Source organism: Pedobacter sp. MR22-3, assembly GCF_026240075.1.
Taxonomy (GTDB): Bacteria; Bacteroidota; Bacteroidia; order Sphingobacteriales; family Sphingobacteriaceae; genus Pedobacter.
This window is the reverse complement of sequence record NZ_JAPIVF010000011.1, coordinates 22,542-41,595: the sequence shown is the minus strand read 5'-3', so window position 1 is coordinate 41,595 and position 19,054 is coordinate 22,542. Positions and strand designations below refer to the sequence as shown.

Sequence of the window (19,054 nt, the reverse complement as noted above, 5' to 3'; positions counted from 1 at the left end):
CAGCTAATGATCAGTCCGGTATTTTGTGATTTGTCTGGCCATCCCCCTGAAGAGTACCAGATGAAAAGGCCACATGGTGTACCAATACATACGTCCCCACAATCCGCGGGGCCTAAAAGTGGCAACCTGTGATAAAAATGCCTTACCATGAAAATTCACCAATTTTAATTCCAGCCAGGCCTCTCCCGGAACCTTCATTTCCGCATAGAGCAAGAGCCTTTTATTTTTTTTATCGGCCAGTAATACCCGCCAGAAATCCAGAACATCTCCGGCCTGCAAATCCGTACTGCTGGTTCTACCACGTCTGGCGCCCACTCCGCCGAACATTTTATCTAAAAATCCCCTTAACTGCCATAGCCAATCCATATAATACCATCCCCGCTTTCCACCAATGCTCCATATATTTTCAAAAACTTCTTCTGCTTCCCTGTCAAACTGCATTTTCACCTTATATTCCAGCGTGCCATTTTGCGGAACTTTTATCTGATCCATAAAATCATTATCCAAATAGCCCCTGTTGAGGGCATCTTTCCAGCTGGAAACAATAGAATTCTGATCAATTTTTTCAAATGCAAGGTGCAAAGCTTCTGCGTAAGTTAAGCACTTTCTAGGCACCACCCTCTGAATACGGTTATCTTTACAAACGACCTCATTTTTCATGCTATCAACCAAACTTCTGGCCAACGCATATGGCACTGGCGTAATCATATTCAGCCAGAGTGACGATAATCTTGGAGTTAATACGGGTACGGTGATAATCCAGCGTTTAAGTTTTCGCTCTTTGGCATAACCTAAAAGCATATCCCTATAGGATAAAATATCGGGTCCGCCGATATCAAATGTTTCATTATAAGCTTTTTCATTATCCAGTACTCCCGTCAAATAAGCCAGCACATCACGTATACCGATAGGCTGACAAAGTGTTTTAACCCATTTAGGGGCCACCATCACGGGGATTTTCTCTGTTAAATCACGGATAATTTCAAAAGAAGCACTACCTGAACCAATAATAATGGCAGCCCTTAAAATGGTACAGGCTATTTGTGATGATTTCAATTCATCTTCTACCGCTAATCTGGAACCAAGGTGTTTGGAAAGATGCATATCATTTGCAATTCCGGTTAAATAGATAATCTGCCTGCAATTCGTTTTTTTTATGGCTGCAGAAAAATTTACAGAAGATTTTCTTTCCATATCAGAAAAACCCTCAGCACTTGACGACATGGAGTGCACCAGGTAATAAGCCGCATCTATATCTTCAGGTATTTCGTTCAGCGCATCAGCATTTAAAAGATCACCTGAAATCACCTCTACTTTGCTTTGCAACTCTGATGCTAAAATAAACCTTCTTTTATCCCGAACCATACAAACCACTTCGTGATTCTGATCCAAAAGTAAAGGCAATAAACGGGTCCCGATGTATCCATTTGCGCCTGTCAATAAAATTTTCATCTGGTATTTATTTTATGCATAACAGATTTGACGGTACTTTGTTACAAAATGCCGCATGAGTTTAAAAGTTTAATGATAGCCAAGTAAAACCTGGATGATCAGTCACAGAAAAGTAAAACACTTTGTAATGATAAATTTACAGCATTTCGCTTACAATAAATCTTTTTCTACCTCGTATAAGTACCAGTAATTTACCAAATATTCCTGAATGAGAAAAAGCATCCCTGGCCTTGCTGTGATTTTATTAGTGATCAGCATGGTTTGCACAAGTTGGACGGTAGTGGAATTTCCAAAACAACAATTATCTTTATTTACACCTGTTAAGGATAGTATTTATAATCTCTATGTTTCTAATATTTATCATCAGGCTAAACTCGACTCTGCCGGGTTAAGTGAGGTTGTATTTGAAAAAGCATTTACAGGTTTCTACAATCTGAAATACTCAGGCTTAACACAATCAAAAGACATCCTGTCTATTGTGGATTTTGATCAGGAAAGTTGTAAAAAGCGCCTTTACATTATTGATCTTAAAGACAATAAACTGCTGATGAATACCTGGGTGGCGCATGGTCAAAATAGCGGACATGATAAACCCGACAGTTTTTCGAACAAGCCCAATTCCAATCAGAGCAGCCTGGGTTTTTACCTTACCGGTGAAATTTATAATGGTAAACATGGCCGCTCGCTTAAGCTTGACGGAATGGATGTTGGTTTTAACGATAAAGCCCGTGAAAGAGCCATTGTATTGCATGGCGCGAATTATGTTTCGCAGGGAACAATTGATCAGCTCGGGCGGTTAGGGCGAAGTCAGGGTTGCCCGGCAGTTGCTTCCAAACTTTCAGATCCGATTATTAAAATGATATCAGGCAGAACGGTATTATTTATAAATCGTTCTGATCAAGGTTATAATTCTCAGTTTTTAAATGAAACCCTTGCTGCAAGTATGGTGTCCAATCAGCAGGAAGTTTTTGCTGTAAAAATGGATTAAAATCAAAATAATTAAAATTTTTCACTTATTTAAACTTCAAATTTGTAATTTATTTTATACATTTAAAGTATAATCAAAATCACTCTATTTTTTATACATCCCGGTTAATACCTGATTATGAAAATATTGTGTTTTTTGGTGATATATGTATCTGCCAACTGCGTTTATGCGCAAAATAGTCAAGGGCCCAGGCTCACCGCTCTTGCTGATAACGGAACTGCCGTAAATGATATATGGACATTACAGGCCAATCCTGCCGGAATTACCTTTCTCAATCATCCGGCTGTTTCATTAAACTACATCAAACATCTTTTAAGTGATGAAATCAGCACCCAGGCATTCGTTGCTGTAATTCCTTTTAAAAATAATTATGCAGGTATCAGTTTTCAGCGTTATGGATTTGCGTCCTACCATGAAAGTAAAATAGGCTTCGCCTACGCTAAAAAATTCGGACAAAAACTAGCATTAGCACTCAATGGCAATTATCATCAGTTAAAGATCGAAGATTATGGCGCATCAACTGCTTACACTATCGATGCGGGTGTATTATATCAATTTAATCAGCATTTCAGCACAGGTGCTTTCAGCAGTAACGCATCACGGCAGCAGTATAGTGCCAGTTTGCGCTCCGCGAAAATACCTGCTTCATATAATATCGGGGCTAGTTATCTGGCCAGTAAAAAAGTATTAATTGCAACAACGGTATCCAAAATTACAGATCAACCAATTGATGTCAGGATAGGCGTAGAATATCAACTTTTTGACTTACTAAGTCTTCGGGGCGGCTTAAGTACAAAGCCTTTTAAGCAATATGCGGGTTTTGGGATCAATTGCAAAAAATTTGTATTGGATATGGCTACTACTTATGAAGCCAGTCTGGGTTATGCACCTCAAATTGCAATCAGCTATGTATTTTAGGATCTTCACCGCCTTATTTGTAATAATGGGATTTATTGCAAATGCACAAGTTTCAGAACAACAGGTAGAAATAAGGGATATCCTGGAAAGTGTTGCAGATCATCTTCCTGATGATTATGACCTCACTGAACTGGTCGATGTTTTAATGCGTTACCGTAAAAATCCGATTAACCTCAATCAAACCAATCCGGATGAACTAAAAACGATTATTTTCCTTTCTCCATTACAAATCAGCAATTTCTTTAGCTATATTAAAGAAAACGGAAACCTGATTAATGTCCTGGAGCTTCAGTCCATTGATGGTTTTGATGAAAGAACAGTTCAAAATCTTCTGCCATTCGTTACCCTTCAGGATATGGGCGAATATGAAAAACTATCTTTTAAAAAGATGATGCAGTCTGGCGAAAATGATTTTTTGATGCGTTTTTCACAAATTCTGGAAAAGCAGAAAGGATTTACAGATTTACCCGGCAACAGGTATTTAGGTTCGGCAGAACGTTTTCAAAGCCGGTATCGATACCACTATGGTACTATATTATCTGCGGCCATTACCTTAGACAAAGATGCGGGTGAAAAATTCATAGCCAGGCCTTTTGACTTTTATTCAGGAAATATTGCACTGTTTAAACTTGGAAAGATCCAAAAACTGGTTATGGGCGATTACACCTTGCAGTTTGGACAGGGATTGACGTTATGGTCCGGGTTTTCATTTGGTAAAGGCCCTGATGTCACCAGCGTTGCCAAAAAGGACCTTGGGTTAAGACCTTATAACTCCACTAATGAATATTCTTTTTTCAGAGGAGTTTCCGCAACCATCAACCTGTACAAAGGCTTTGATATTACGCCGTTTGTTTCGTTTAGAAAACTGGATGCAAGTCAGGCACTAGACAATAATGGAGATTTGGTACAGTCAACCGTTAACCAAACTGGTCTGCACAGAACACCTTCAGAAATCGCCAATAAAAATGCATTAAATCAACAGGTTTATGGTGCCACACTGCAGTACCATAAAAATGAATTTTCACTTGGTACCATTGCTTACCATAGCCAGTATGGAAATCGTTTTATTACCCAAAAAGCATTATATGATCAGTTTAGTTTTACCGGAAAATCGCTAACTAATCTTGGCATATATTATAATTATACTTATAAAAACATTTATCTCTATGGCGAGGTTGGCAAAAGTATGCCGGGGGGCATGGCCTATCTGAATGGTGCACTTATCAGCTTATCGCCAACGATATCAGCAGCCATTACACATCGGAATTACCAGCGGAATTACCATAACTTTTTTAATCAGGCTGTGGCCGAATCAAGTGAAGCAGTCAACGAAAAAGGAATTTATATGGGTTTGAATATCAATCCCGATAAACACTGGGCCTTCTCTGTTTATGGCGATTATTTCCGTTTTCCATGGCTGAAATACAGGGTTGATGCCCCTTCAAAAGGTTATGAATTGTTAGGTCAGGTGATTTACACGCCAGATAAAAACTATAAAATACTGCTTCGTTTTAAAACAGAGATCAAACAGCAAAATACAGATACAAAGGTCCCTGTAAATTTTTTAGATGATGTAAAAAGAGAGGGCTACAGGCTCGAATCTATCTGGCAGGCCAGTCCGAAGTGGCGTTTCCAAAACCGGATGGAAGTATCTCAGTACCACAAAGGCCCTGGCAGACCTGAATTTGGCTACCTGATTTATCAGGATGTAGATTATTCTCCCATGTTTGCGCGCATAACAGGCAATATAAGGCTTGCATACTTTCATACGCCAAGTTACAATAGCCGGATTTATGCTTATGAGGATGATGTGCTCTACAGCTTTGCTTTCGGCATGTACAGTGGCGAGGGATTCAGAACGTACCTGAACTTAAAGTGTAACCTCGGCAAAAAGTTAAATATATGGGCCAGATATGCCATGTTCTATTATCGGGATGTGGAAAGCATTGGCACCTATTTAGATGAAATTCAGGGAAACCGGAAATCAGAGATAAAGATTCAGTTGCGGTATCAATTTTAACAGATGCTTAAGGAAGAATATTTTTTCGTCAGAATATTGGCAGCCCTGATACCTGGAATTGTCTTTTTTTATTTGGTTTCAGGAGATCATATGATTAGTGTACTTGGTACGGTTTGTTTTTTGCTGTACCTAACCATCTGCATGCTAAACATTTTTTATAAAAAACTAAATGCCTATCGGTTTAAAGGTTATACCGGACTGTTAATTTACCTCCTGTTTTTTTTCCTGGGTGGCTTATTAACTTTTATGAATAAGGAAGAGCTTAAGCCAGATTATTTCACTAAAAAAACTGTTGATTATTTAAAGGTTATGGTAAACAGTGAACCGGCATTTAGTAAAGGGATACTCAGGTTGAAGGTTAAAATAATTTCAGGATACCTGGAAAACAAACCTGTCAAACTGAGCGGACAAATACTCCTGGCCATCAAAACAGATCGCTTTAAACCATTGAAACTCCGATATGGGGATGAATTATTTATTCTGGCTAAATATTCGGCAGTAGAGCCGCCCTACAATCCCGGAGAATTTAATTTTAAGCAATGGCTGGCTATACAAAACATTTATGAACAAGCCTTTATCAATCAAAACCAGTTCATTAAAACAGGTCGAAATACGGGAAATCCCATGCTTAGGTTTGCCATAAACTGGAGGGAACAACAGGTTATTAAATACAGAAAATACATTAAAAATGATGAAGCTTTTGCAGTAGCCTCTACACTCATTTTAGGCTATCGTGCCGATCTTTCTGCAGAAACACTGTCGGCCTATGCTAAAACCGGGACCATACACGCCCTTTCCGTGTCAGGAAGCCATGTGGCCATCATATTTTTTGCGCTCGATTTTTTGTTGGTATTTCTGGATAAACAAAAAGCACTTAAAATTTTTAAATTCATGCTTATCTGTACACTAATATGGACCTATGCTTTAATTACAGGTTTATCCCCTTCGGTTGTTCGTGCTGCGATTATGATCACGATATTTATCATAGCAAAAACTTTTGCCCAAAATAAAAACAGTTATAATATACTCGCATTTGCTGCTTTTTGCCAGTTAATCTATCAGCCTTTTCTCATCTGGGATCCCGGATTCCAGCTTTCCTATCTTTCTGTTTTTGGTCTGTTGTACCTGCAGCCTAAAATTTACACCTGGATTTATCTGGAAAACAAATGGTTAAATAAAATCTGGGAATTGACCGCACTTTCGATTGCAGCACAGTTGGCTACATTTCCGCTCTGTGTATATTATTTTCACCAGTTCCCGGTTTATTTTCTGCTTGGAAACTTATTTATTTCCCTTCCGCTGATGATCATAATGGTTTTAGGTATTGTGATACTGCTCCCCTTTTCAGGCAAACTTACACCCTTATTTGAATGGATTATTGTAACGACGAACCAGGTTTTAAAATGGATTGCCGGTTTACCTTATGCTACTTTTTCATCCTGGTGGATCACACTACCCGGATTAATACTGCTCAGTTTATCACTTGCATTTTTTGTATATGCCATGGCAAAATACAATAAAACCTTTCTCTTTGCCGCTATGCTCACTTTCATAATTTACCAGTCAGTACTCTCTTATGATCGTTACAAAGCAGCCAGGCAACAAAAAATTATCTTTTTTACCTTGAGAAAAAATTATGCTGCAGCATTTATTCAAGGTTATCAAGCCATCTTATTAACAGATTTAAATCATGATGATCAGACATTTCACTTTTCAGTGAAACCGGCATTAGACCAATTGCAGGTGAGCCATATTAGCATAATGCATTTAAAAACAGATACCATTATACCCAATTTTATCTTCCAAAACCAACAAATTATCTTTCACGGGTATAAAATTCTCATTATCGATGAATCGTGGAATAATAAAAAAGTGCAGGCAGCAGGTAAATTTAATGCCATCTGGCTTACAGGCAATACTACTTTTAAAATTGAGAATCTTCCTGAAGAAATTCAATATGAAAATATTATTCTGGATGCTACCAATAAAGACTACAAAATTGAGCGGTTTAAAAAAAATGAATACAATTATAAAGCACGGCTTCAAATTTTAAAGAAAAATCCTGCATATTTGGTTCAATCAACAGAATAATATGGAACAACTGGTTTTATACAATGTAAGTGACCGAATAGCGACTATCACCATCAATCGTCCTGAAAAGCGTAATGCCCTGAATCCGGAACTGATTGAAGCATTGACAATCGCCTTTCAGCAGGCCGAAGAAGATGAACGCGTTAAGGTTATCATATTAAACTCTAACGGATCAACCTTTAGTGCCGGCGCAGATTTAGAATATTTACAACAATTACAAAACAACAGCTTTGAAGAAAATGTGGCAGATTCAAAGCGATTAAAGAAACTTTTTACCACTATTTACTACCTTCCAAAAATTGTAATTGCCCAGGTAGAAGGTCATGCCATTGCCGGCGGTTGCGGCCTGGCTACCATTTGTGATATTATTTTTGCCACACCTGAAAGTAGTTTTGGTTATACTGAAGTAAAGATTGGGTTTGTACCGGCCATTGTTTCCTGCTTTCTGATGCAAAAAGTAAATGAAACCATCGCAAAGGAGATTTTACTTACCGGAAAAACCTTCCCTGCAGAACAGGCCTTAAAATTTAATTTAATCAATTTTGTAACAAAATCAGAAGAAATAAATCAAAAGGTTAAAGAATTTGCCTTAAGTTTGTGTGTAGGGAGTTCAGGTAATTCATTAATGATTACAAAACAACTCATTAGCCACACCACTAAACCGCTTCTAGAAAAAACTTTAGAAACCGCTATACAAATTAATGCCCGTGTTCGGGAGAGTGCTGATTTTAAAAAAGGTATCGCATCCTTTCTGAATAAAGAAAAAATTAACTGGTAAATAACTAAAACTGAAATAAAAACATGTTCAAATCAATTAAAACAAGTGTTGTAGCCTTTATCTTGGTAGGTACAGCCGTAATCGCTCATGCGCAAAAGAAAATCACCGAGGGTACAATTACCTACGGATTGGAATATAAATTAACTGACGAGCAAAAATCTGCCATGGGCGGACAAGAGCCACCTGCTGAATTAAAAGTGAAGTTTAATAATGGCCTTACAAAAATTGAAATGGAACAAGGTCCGGCAATGATTGGAATCGTTTCTGATAACAATGATAAAACTGGTTTACTTTTAATTGATGTGCCTATTGCTCAAAAACAATTTGCCGTAAAACAATCAAAAGAAGATGTGGCCAAAGTAATGGGCGATATGCCAAAATATTCGGACTTCAAAGCGACCGGACAGAAACAAACTGTTGGTGGTTTCAATGCAGAAAAATATACTTTTAAAGACGATAAAGGAGGAGCACACGAACTTTGGGCAACTAAAGAATTAGATTTACCAAACGTTGGATCGCAGAATTATTTCCCAGGTCTTGGTGCTTTTCCGGTAAAATATACTTTGGTTCAAAGAGGTATAGAAACCACTACTACCTTAAAATCTATTGCTGAAGGTAAAGTTGGTACGATTTCTAAAGATGTTCCGACTGGATATGAAGTTGTAACCATGGAAGACCTTGCTAAAATGCAGGGTGGTGGTGAATAATTAAACACAATCAATTAATATATGGCTTTTTAACTGCCGGCTTTTTATTTAAATTAGCCGAAAAGTTAAAAAGCTTTTTTTATGACTAAAAATTTATGATTAAATACTTCCTATTCAGATTATCCATCATTTGCATTGCGCTTTTTGCTGTGTGCGATGCAAATGCTCAAGGTATTAATTGGGCAAAAGACGGAAATTCCTATTATCAAATCTCAAGTGGAGAGATTGTACTGGTTACCCTACCTAAAAATGACAAGAAAACTGTTGTTTCCAGAGGTTTACTTACACCCGCGGGTCAAAATAACCCCATCGCTGTCAGGAGTTTTCAGTTTTCAGCAGACGGAACTAAAGCATTAATTTACACCAACAGTAAAAAAGTATGGCGTTATGATACCCGTGGTGATTATTGGCTGGCCGATTTAACCAACAATAAAATCATCCAAATAGGAAAAGATAAACCAGCCTCTTCCCTGATGTTTGCAAAAATATCTCCTGACGGCACTAAGGTAGCCTATGTGAGTAAGCATAACCTCTATGTAGAAAATACCGACGGATCGGGAGCAAAAGCCTTAACCACTGATGGAACAGACCGGATGATTAACGGAACTTTTGATTGGGTTTATGAGGAAGAATTTGACTGCAGAGACGGTTTCAGATGGAGTCCGGACAGTAAAACTATTGCTTACTGGCAAATAGACGCCACCAAAATCAAAAACTTTCTGATGATTAACAATACAGATTCCATTTACCCTTATACCATTGCGGTAGAGTATCCAAAAGTTGGTGAAAATCCCTCGGCCTGCAAAGTAGGTGTGGTGAATATCGCAACAGCTAAAACCAACTGGCTAAAGGTTCCTGGCGATAACATACAGCATTACATTCCACGTATGCAGTGGGTTCCGAATAGCAATGAAATTATTTTACAGCAACTTAGCCGTGAGCAGAATGAAAGTAAGGTTTTTCTATGCGATGCAAATTCAGGTGCTGCAAAGGCAATTTATACTGAATCGGCAAAAGCCTGGATTGATGCACAAGATGAGTGGAAATGGCTGGCCGAAGATAAGGAATTCACCATTTTATCAGACAAGGATGGCTGGAACCACCTGTACAGAATAAGCCGTGATGGTAAGAAACAAACATTGGTAACCAAAGGAAATTATGATGTCATCGATATTAAACTTATTGACGAAAAAAATAATTATGTTTATTTTATGGCATCGCCGAATAATGCCACACAAAAATATTTGTTCAAAACCAAACTAGACGGCAAGGGTAAACTGGAGCAGGTAACGCCATCCATCCTGCCGGGAACACATAACTATGATATCTCCCCGGGTGCCACTTTTGCACGTCATACGTATAACAGCTCGGTGGTTAGACCCATTGCGGAATGGATGAATTTTACCACAGGAACTCCTTTTACGATGGATGGAAGCATTACCACACAATTATCTAAACAGGAAGCTCCAAAAAATAAAGTAGAATTTTTTAAAGTAACCACAGAAGATGGCGTTGAATTAGATGGCTGGATGAAAAAACCAGACAACTTTAACCCTGATAAAAAATATCCTGTAGTATTTTATGTTTATGGCGAACCAGCTTCACAAACAGCGGCTGACACTTATGGCGCAGGTGTGAACAAGTTATATGCGGGAGATATGGCTAAAGATGGCTATATCTATATTTCTATGGATAACCGTGGCGCACCTGTTCCGAAAGGAGCTATGTGGCGCAAAAGCATTTATAAAAATATTGGCGTCCTCAATGTACATGATCAGGCCATGGCCGCAAAAAAACTATTGGCAACAAACTCTTTTATGGATAAAGACAGGGTGGCCGTTTGGGGCTGGAGCGGTGGTGGTTCATCTACTTTAAACCTGATGTTCCAGTATCCGGAAATTTATAAAACGGGAATTGCCATTGCGGCAGTAGGCAACCAGCTGACTTATGATAATATCTATCAGGAGCGTTATATGGGTACACCTTTTCCAAGTAAGGAGGCCTATATTAAAGGGTCACCTATTACTTATGCCAAAAACCTGAAAGGTAATCTACTCTATATTCATGGTACAGGAGATGATAATGTTCATTACCAGAATGCCGAAATGCTGATCAATGAACTGATTAAAAACAAAAAGGTTTTTCAATTGATGAGCTATCCAAACCGGACCCATAGTATCTCTGAAGGCGAAGGTACCAGCGAACATTTATCACTTACCTACACCAAATTCTTAAAAGACAACTGTCCTCCGGGAGCGAGATAATTGGTATCACTTAAATCATTTAGCGGGGAATCGGTTGTCGATAGCCCCGCTTTTTTTTGGCCTGGTACCAGGTAATGATTAGTCTATGCCTGAAATCCTTTTTATCTGTCGTATACGTTTAAAAGATTAATCTTCTTTTTCAAAACAATTTACTAATTTTGTTAGTATTGAAACGATCAGGCAGCGCAGATTTACCATTACATTATGGCCACGTACCACCATGGCTGGCGCAGCGTATGGCCAGATTAGGTCTCGCCATTGTAGAGTCTATTTTAATGGAATATGGCAAGGCTGAAGTCATCCGCAGACTAAGTAGTCCGTTCTGGTTTCAAAGCCTGGGTGCAGTAATGGGTATGGATTGGCATTCATCAGGTATTACCACTTCTGTAATGGGTGCACTCAAAAAATCCGTTAATCCACTATCCAAAGAATTAGGGATTTATATTTGCGGTGGCAAAGGAAAATTTAGCAGGGAAACACCAAATGAACTTTTAAAAATTGCTGATCAAACTGGTTTAAATGGCCATGAACTGGTACGGGCAAGTAAATTGAGCGCAAAGGTAGATAATACTGCTGTGCAGGATGGTTTTCAATTGTACCTCCACAGTTTTATACTGAGTAATGAGGGCGACTGGGCAGTGGTTCAGCAGGGAATGAGTGATGCCAGCTCTACCGCCAGAAGGTATCACTGGCATTCTGAAAACTTAAAATCATTTATTGAAGCGCCACACTCGGGTATTTGTGGCATTAACCAGGGACAGATTCTTAATCTTACGGCTAATGAAGCGCATATTACGCGTCAAACGATGATGAATATTACCACAGAATCACCTGGCATAATGATGTCTGAAATTCAGAAACTGGTGCTGCCTGATCATCATGAAGTGAAAGCAAAAGATGTTGACCTGAAACGATTAGGTAGCATACTATGGTTGGCTCAGGAGAAACAGCCGGCTGATTTTGAGGAACTTTTGTTACTGGATGGCATGGGTCCGCGGACCTTACAATCACTGGCTTTGGTGAGCGAAGTTATTTATGGTACTCCATCCCGTTTTTCAGATCCGGCCAGGTATTCCTTTGCACATGGCGGAAAAGACGGTCACCCCTTCCCTGTTCCCGTAAATGTTTTTGACGAAACCATCAATGTTTTACAAAAAGCCGTTGAGAAAGCTAAGATTGGAAATTCAGATAAGCAGCAGGCGATTAAATCGCTTCATCAGATTGCCAGGAATGCTGAAAAGGATTTTATTCCAAACCTGAATTTTGAAAAAGTGATTGAACAGGAAAAAGCAGAAAGCTGGAAACATGGGGGCAGAACAATTTTTGGAAAAGAGCAAGCACCAACAGATCAATTAAGTTTGTTTTAATGACTGTTTTGGTCGCTGTTGAATCAGGTTAAGTATGTTGAGCATTGCTAAGAATTGTAATTAAGCAAAATTATCATCTTTAGCAATTCAGAAAAATCATCATCCGCTTCATCATCAGGATCTGCTAAAAAAAAGGTCATGGTTTGCACCATGACCTCAAAAAATATAAAAATTCAACCTACTTAAGCATAAGCAACAGCATCTTTGGAGGCGAGTTGAGTCACGCCCATTAAGTATTCATCTACTTTACGGGCGGCCTCTCTCCCTTCAGAGATGGCCCAGACTACTAATGACTGCCCTCTACGAACATCGCCTGCGGCAAAAATTTTACCAATATTGGTTTGGTAGGTATGTTCAGAAGCTTTTACATTTCCAAGGTTATCCAGCTCAACTCCTAATTTTTCAATCAAGCCTTGCTTTTGTGGATGCAGGAAACCCATGGCTAAAAATACCAGTTCACAAGGTAAATCCCTTTCGGTACCGGCAACCTCTTTAAAAGTTACCGGCCTTCCCAATGCATCAATTTCCCATTCTACATCCACTACCTTTAATGCTTTCAGGTTTCCATTTTCATCAGCAATAAAGTTTTTGGTATTAACTGACCAGGCCCTTTGTGCACCCTCTTCATGAGAAGAAGTGTTTTTTAACAACATGGGGTAAGTTGGCCATGGCATATTTTCTGTACGTGCCTGTGGCGGCATAGGCATAATTTCAAATTGCGTTACTGACTTTGCCCCGTGTCGGTTTGAAGTTCCGATACAATCCGAACCAGTATCTCCACCACCGATTACAATGACATTTTTACCTGTAGCTAAAATATTTTCGGCAACAATTTCTCTATTGGCTACACGCTTGTTCTGTTGTTTCAGGAAATCCATGGCAAAGTGAACACCTTTAGCCTCACGTCCCGGAATTGGCAAATCACGTGGAATCGTTGATCCGCCAGCCAGAACAATGGCGTTGTAATCTCTGAGCAAGGTGCTGATTTCGACATTTTCACCCACATTGGCATTGCATTTAAACATGATGCCTTCTTCTTTCATCAAATCAATCCGACGGTCGACCACATTTTTTTGCAGTTTGAAATCCGGAATTCCATATCTCAATAAACCACCCGGTGCATCGTCACGTTCAAAAACGGTAACTTCATGACCAACCTTATTTAATTGAGCAGCGGCAGCTAAACCTGCCGGACCTGAACCAATAACCGCCACCTTTTTACCTGTTCTGATCAATGGGGCCTTTGCCTTAATGAAACCCTTATCAAAAGCGATTTCAATAATGTGTTTTTCAATTTCTTCAATGGCAACCGGCGGACGGTTAATTCCCAACACGCAGGCTGATTCGCATGGTGCCGGGCATATTCTCCCTGTAAATTCAGGAAAATTGTTGGTGCTTAATAAAATATTGGCAGCGAGTTCCCATTTTGCCTGATATACAGCATCATTAAACTCCGGAATCACGTTACCTAACGGACAACCTGACTGACAGAAAGGTACACCACAATCCATACAGCGGGCGGCCTGATTATTTAATTCCTGTGCGGGTAATTCATGTAAGAATTCCCCATAATGTTTTACACGAGTTTTAGCCTCTTCTCTTGTGGGCGCAACTCTATCGTATTCCTGAAATCCTGTTACTTTTCCCATGGCTTAGTGTGTTTTTACTTGTTGATTACGTTTTGCTAAAACTGCTTTATATTCTTTAGGAAATACTTTTATAAAGTGGTTCGACTGTGTTTTCCAATCGCTTAAGATAAATTCGGCCACCTTACTGTCTGTCAAACGGATATGTGTTTTAAGTAAAGCCATTATCCTTTGTTCATCTTCAGCTTGTAACGGATCAAGATCAACCATTTCCTTATTGCATTTGCGTGCAAAAGTTCCATTGGCATCATAAATCCAGGCCACCCCACCACTCATTCCCGCGGCAAAATTGCTTCCCGTATCTCCAAGAATTAAGACTTCCCCACCAGTCATGTATTCGCATCCGTGATCACCAACACCTTCTACAACTGCTGTTGCACCAGAGTTACGTACAGCAAAGCGTTCACCAGCTTTACCCCGTGCGAATAACTCTCCTGAGGTTGCGCCATAAAGTGCTACATTACCAATAATAATATTTTGTTCCGGAACAAATGCACAATTAGCGAAAGGATAAATGGCTAAACGCGCACCGGATAAACCCTTACCCACATAATCATTTGCCTCACCCTCTAATGATAAGGTTACACCACGGGTGTTAAATGCACCAAAACTCTGCCCTGCAGAACCCACAAACTTAAAGTTGATCGTATCAGGCGGTAAGCCTGCGCCTAAATGTACTTTTGATATTTCATTGGATAACATGGTACCCAGAGAACGGTCTGTATTTTTTATGGTAAAGCTGGCAAAAACCGGTTCATTATGCGTAATGGCTGGCTGCGCAGCGGCAATTAACTGATGATCCAATACATGTGTTAGTCCATGATCCTGTTCTTCCGTATTAAATAAAGGCAGGCCATTATCTGCAGCTTTATAAAGAATGGCAGAAAGATCCAGGTGTTTCAGCTTCCAGTCTTCAGCGGGCAATTCACGCACTTTTAAAATATCGGCCTGTCCGATCATCTCATGAATGGTTCGGAAACCAAGCTCAGCCATAATCTCACGTAGTTCTTCTGCCAGGAAATGAAATAAATTCACCACATGATCTGCATCTCCGCTAAACAATTTTCGCAATTCCGGATCTTGCGTTGCCACACCCACCGGGCAAGTATTTAAATGGCACTTACGCATCATGATACAGCCTGCTGTTACTAAAGCTGCAGTGGCAACCCCCCATTCTTCGGCACCCAACAAGGCTGCAATGGCGATATCCCGGCCGGTTTTAAGCTGTCCGTCTGTTTGCAGCACAATACGGTTCCGCAATTTATTTTTCACCAAAGTCTGGTGTGCTTCAGCCAAACCAAGTTCCCATGGTAAACCGGCATGCTGAATGGATGTCAGCGGTGATGCTCCGGTACCCCCATCAAAACCAGATACTAAAATCACATCGGCATGTGCCTTGGCCACACCTGCCGCAATGGTTCCAACACCTGCTTTAGAAACCAATTTCACATTAATTCTTGCGGCACGGTTGGCGTTTTTTAAATCGTAAATCAGCTGCGCTAAATCCTCAATAGAATAGATATCGTGATGTGGTGGCGGAGAAATTAATCCTACGCCAGGTGTAGAGTGACGCACTTTTGCAATCCAATCATCCACCTTATGGCCGGGCAACTGTCCACCTTCTCCGGGTTTGGCACCTTGAGCCATCTTAATCTGCAACTCATCCGCATTGGTTAAATAATAACTGGTTACCCCAAAACGAGCAGATGCCACTTGCTTAATCGCCGAACGCATGCTGTCTCCGTTTTCCATTTTGGTATAGCGCATTTCATCTTCCCCTCCCTCGCCGGTATTGCTTTTCCCGCCAATGCGGTTCATGGCAATGGCTAAGGTAGAGTGTGCCTCATGAGAAATGGAACCGAATGACATGGCCCCTGTGGCAAATCTTTTTAAGATGGCTTCAGTAGATTCTACCTCATGTAAAGGAACGGCAGGACGACTATAATTAAAGTCGAACAAACCGCGAATGGTATAAGCCTGTTGTGTTTGTTCATTTACCAGTTTAGAGTATTGTTTAAAGATACCGTAATCATTTTTACGGGTTGCGTTTTGAAGTAGATGGATGGTTTGAGGATTAAACAAATGTGCCTCCCCCTTACGTCTGAATTTATAAGTACCACCTGCCGGCAATAAATTTTCCGTTTGCGTGGCTGGCCCAAAACTACGGTGATGCTTAATCAGCGTTTCTTTTGCAATTTCATCTAGGCCTAAGCCGCCGATACGCGAAACCGCACCTGTAAAATAAGTATTAACCACCTGCTTGTTGAGTCCTAAAATTTCGAAAATCTGTGCACCCTGGTAAGATTGTAAGGTGGAAATCCCCATTTTGGAAAAGATCTTCAGCAAACCGCTGTTAACTGCATAGATATAATTCTTGGTTAGCTGTTCTGCTGATAAACCAGATTCGCTCTGAAAACCGTTGATGGTTTCTAAAGCCAGGTAAGGATTAATTGCAGTAACACCAAAGCCCAATAAAGTAGCAAAGTGATGTACTTCCCAGATATCCCCTGCCTCAATCACAATGCCAACTGCACCACGGTAACCTTTACGAATTAAATGGTGGTGAACTGCAGAAACGGCCAGTAAAGATGGCATCGCCGCATGTTCAGAATCAATTGCCCTGTCTGTTAATACAATTACCTGGAAACCATCTTCCACCGCATCTACTGCATAACGGCATAAACGGTCAAGTGCTTTGGCCATGGCACCCGGTTTGCCATCCGCCCTGAAATAAGTTTGAAGTGTTTTCGCCTGGAATACCCCGGTATCGATACTTCTCAGTTTTTCCAGTTCCTGATTGGTTAAAATAGGATGTTTGATGGCCACACAATGCGCCTGCAAAGGATTTTGTTCCAGCAGGTTTCCATTGCTACCCATAAAACTAGCCAGACTCATGACCACCTTTTCGCGAATCGGGTCGATAGGTGGATTGGTTACCTGCGCAAATAACTGTTTAAAATAATTTGATAAATGCTGTGGGCGTTTGGATAAAATGGCCAGTGGTGTATCTGTACCCATTGAACCGATAGGTTCTTTGGCCTCGATAGCCATTGGTTTCAGCAATAAATCGATATCTTCTCTGCTGTAACCAAAAACCTGCTGATATTTAAAAATAGATTCTTCAGATAAACCGGTGAACATTACCCTCGGATCAGGCAATTCTTCCAGGCGAATCTGGTATTGATTGATCCAGTCTGCATATGGACTACCACCACAAACTTTGGCTTTGATTTCTTCATCACTGATGATCCTACCCTGCTCCATGTCGACCACAAACATTTTTCCCGGGGTTAAACGGCCTTTTTCGATAATGGTGCTCTGATCAATTGCCAATGCACCTGCTTCTGAACCCATAATCACCCGATCATCTGAAGTGATGGCATAACGCGAAGGGCGTAAACCATTACGATCCAGTGTTGCACCAATCAGTTTACCATCGGTAAATGCAATGGCTGCAGGTCCGTCCCATGGTTCCATTAAAGTAGCGTGGAATTCATAGAAAGCTTTTTTCACCGGATCCATATCTTCATTGCCATCCCAGGCTTCCGGAACCAGCATCATTAATACGTGTGGTAACGTCCTTCCGGCATGGAGCAATAATTCAATCACGTTATCCAAACAGCCTGAATCAGAGTTGGTTTCATCAATTACCGGCAATAACATATCCAGCTCTTCTTTGGTAAAATAGGCGGAAGCAAAAGATTTTACACCAGCCCTGAACCAGTTTAAATTTCCCTGCAGCGTATTAATTTCTCCGTTGTGCGCAATGAAGCGGAAAGGCTGTGCCAACCGCCATGAAGGAAAGGTATTGGTCGCGAAACGGGAATGCACTAAGCCCAAAGCTGAAACCATGCGTTTGTCGCTCAGATCTGTGAAATAGGTACGTACCTGTAAAGAAGTCAGCTGGCCTTTATAAATAATGGTTTGTGCGGAAAGTGATACAATATAAAAATCTTTACCGCCGTTAACCGTGTTGGCAATTAATTTAATGAGGTAGTTTTTAAAAACATAAAGTTTCCGCTCAAAATCTACACCTGGATTCACCACATAAGGACGGGCAATAAAAACCTGTTCAATTTCAGGTTCTACTGATAAAGCCATATTGCCGATATCAGTAGTATCTACATCCACTTTTCTGAAACCTAAAATTTCCAGCCCGAGTTTTTCAGCAGCACGGTAAATCAGTTCCCTGCATTCCTCTCTTGATCTGATATCCTTTGGCATAAATAGCATACCTACACCATAATTATTGGTTTCAGGAAGGCTAAATCCCGCTTTTAAACATTCGTCATAAAAAAATTCGTGAGGAATCTGAATCATGATACCCGCGCCATCGCCCGTGTTTGGTTCTGCTCCACATGCCCCTCTATGATCTAGATTTTCTAAAATAGTAAGTGCATCGGAGATGATTTGATGCGATTTTCGCCCTTTCACATGTGCAACGAACCCAATACCGCAGGCATCGTGTTCAAATTGCGCGTCGTACAATCCACTGTTTGGTTCCATTCTTTGCTCGTTAGTTTGTTAGTGTATAGGAAACACTAAGATATAAAAAACGATGGTTAAATTACAGAGTTGCTACAATTTTTGGAATAATTTTAGTTTTTAAACAATTTTAATCCATAATATTAAAATATAAACAAATATATAAGCTTATAATTATCATTTTAGTAATCAGCAAAAATAGCCTTTAATAGGTTATTTAAATGGCATTTTAGTAAAATTGTAAAGTTTCGAAAGGCAGAAGTATGAAGATCTTTTGCCATTTATCATATGATTCATCTGGCTGGTAGATCAGGTTATACTATAGTACTCACATTAGA

Annotated in this window: 11 protein-coding genes; 8 read left to right on the top strand and 3 right to left on the bottom strand. The window is 40.0% G+C overall.

Annotated features, from left to right (window positions below; genetic code table 11):
* Window positions 1–3 precede the first annotated feature (3 nt).
* Window positions 4–1,452: an SDR family oxidoreductase gene (locus OQ267_RS21945; protein WP_265838126.1), complete on the bottom strand. Its 1,449-nt coding sequence runs from the start codon at window positions 1,450–1,452 to the stop codon at window positions 4–6.
* Between the two features lie 208 nt (window positions 1,453–1,660).
* Between OQ267_RS21945 and OQ267_RS21940 the strand changes: the two genes are divergently transcribed.
* The 8 genes from OQ267_RS21940 to OQ267_RS21905 all read left to right on the top strand — a co-directional run bounded on the left by OQ267_RS21940 (window position 1,661) and on the right by OQ267_RS21905 (window position 12,585).
* The gene (locus OQ267_RS21940) at window positions 1,661–2,440 is read left to right on the top strand and encodes a murein L,D-transpeptidase catalytic domain family protein (protein WP_265838125.1); all 780 of its coding nucleotides are present in this window, start codon (window positions 1,661–1,663) and stop codon (window positions 2,438–2,440) included.
* Window positions 2,441–2,557: 117 nt separating this feature from the next.
* Window positions 2,558–3,358 carry a hypothetical protein gene (locus OQ267_RS21935; protein ID WP_265838123.1) on the top strand — a complete coding sequence of 267 codons (801 nt, stop codon included), beginning with the start codon at window positions 2,558–2,560 and terminating at the stop codon, window positions 3,356–3,358.
* A 25-nt stretch (window positions 3,359–3,383) separates the two neighbouring features.
* On the top strand, window positions 3,384–5,378 hold the full coding sequence (locus OQ267_RS21930; protein ID WP_265838122.1) for a ComEA family DNA-binding protein: 1,995 nt from the start codon (window positions 3,384–3,386) through the stop codon (window positions 5,376–5,378).
* A gap of 3 nt (window positions 5,379–5,381) precedes the next feature.
* A complete protein-coding gene (locus OQ267_RS21925) occupies window positions 5,382–7,469 on the top strand; it encodes a ComEC/Rec2 family competence protein (protein ID WP_322974903.1) in 2,088 nt (695 codons plus the stop codon).
* 1 nt (window position 7,470) lies between these two features.
* Window positions 7,471–8,247, top strand: a complete 777-nt coding sequence (locus OQ267_RS21920) for an enoyl-CoA hydratase/isomerase family protein (RefSeq protein ID WP_265818329.1) — start codon at window positions 7,471–7,473, stop codon at window positions 8,245–8,247.
* Window positions 8,248–8,270: 23 nt separating this feature from the next.
* On the top strand, window positions 8,271–8,954 hold the full coding sequence (locus tag OQ267_RS21915) for a hypothetical protein (RefSeq protein ID WP_265818330.1): 684 nt from the start codon (window positions 8,271–8,273) through the stop codon (window positions 8,952–8,954).
* 95 nt (window positions 8,955–9,049) lie between these two features.
* Complete coding sequence (locus tag OQ267_RS21910) at window positions 9,050–11,218, top strand: S9 family peptidase (protein WP_265838120.1); 2,169 nt, start codon at window positions 9,050–9,052, stop codon at window positions 11,216–11,218.
* Window positions 11,219–11,385: 167 nt separating this feature from the next.
* Complete coding sequence (locus OQ267_RS21905) at window positions 11,386–12,585, top strand: DUF763 domain-containing protein (protein WP_265838118.1); 1,200 nt, start codon at window positions 11,386–11,388, stop codon at window positions 12,583–12,585.
* A gap of 182 nt (window positions 12,586–12,767) precedes the next feature.
* Here the strand turns inward: OQ267_RS21905 and OQ267_RS21900 are convergent, their stop codons facing one another.
* Both OQ267_RS21900 and gltB read right to left on the bottom strand, forming a co-directional pair.
* Window positions 12,768–14,234 carry a glutamate synthase subunit beta gene (locus OQ267_RS21900; protein ID WP_265838116.1) on the bottom strand — a complete coding sequence of 489 codons (1,467 nt, stop codon included), beginning with the start codon at window positions 14,232–14,234 and terminating at the stop codon, window positions 12,768–12,770.
* A 3-nt stretch (window positions 14,235–14,237) separates the two neighbouring features.
* The gene (gltB, locus tag OQ267_RS21895) at window positions 14,238–18,737 is read right to left on the bottom strand and encodes a glutamate synthase large subunit (protein WP_265838115.1); all 4,500 of its coding nucleotides are present in this window, start codon (window positions 18,735–18,737) and stop codon (window positions 14,238–14,240) included.
* Window positions 18,738–19,054: the final 317 nt, after the last annotated feature.

Bases quoted from the DNA above. Each gene is read 5' to 3' on its own strand.
- OQ267_RS21945 (WP_265838126.1), bottom strand. From the start codon at position 1,452: ATGAAAATTTTATTGACAGGCGCAAATGGATACATCGGGACCCGTTTA.
- OQ267_RS21940 (WP_265838125.1), top strand. From the start codon at position 1,661: ATGAGAAAAAGCATCCCTGGCCTTGCTGTGATTTTATTAGTGATCAGC.
- OQ267_RS21935 (WP_265838123.1), top strand. From the start codon at position 2,558: ATGAAAATATTGTGTTTTTTGGTGATATATGTATCTGCCAACTGCGTT.
- OQ267_RS21930 (WP_265838122.1), top strand. From the start codon at position 3,384: ATGGGATTTATTGCAAATGCACAAGTTTCAGAACAACAGGTAGAAATA.
- OQ267_RS21925 (WP_322974903.1), top strand. From the start codon at position 5,382: ATGCTTAAGGAAGAATATTTTTTCGTCAGAATATTGGCAGCCCTGATA.
- OQ267_RS21920 (WP_265818329.1), top strand. From the start codon at position 7,471: ATGGAACAACTGGTTTTATACAATGTAAGTGACCGAATAGCGACTATC.
- OQ267_RS21915 (WP_265818330.1), top strand. From the start codon at position 8,271: ATGTTCAAATCAATTAAAACAAGTGTTGTAGCCTTTATCTTGGTAGGT.
- OQ267_RS21910 (WP_265838120.1), top strand. From the start codon at position 9,050: ATGATTAAATACTTCCTATTCAGATTATCCATCATTTGCATTGCGCTT.
- OQ267_RS21900 (WP_265838116.1), bottom strand. From the start codon at position 14,234: ATGGGAAAAGTAACAGGATTTCAGGAATACGATAGAGTTGCGCCCACA.
- gltB (WP_265838115.1), bottom strand. From the start codon at position 18,737: ATGGAACCAAACAGTGGATTGTACGACGCGCAATTTGAACACGATGCC.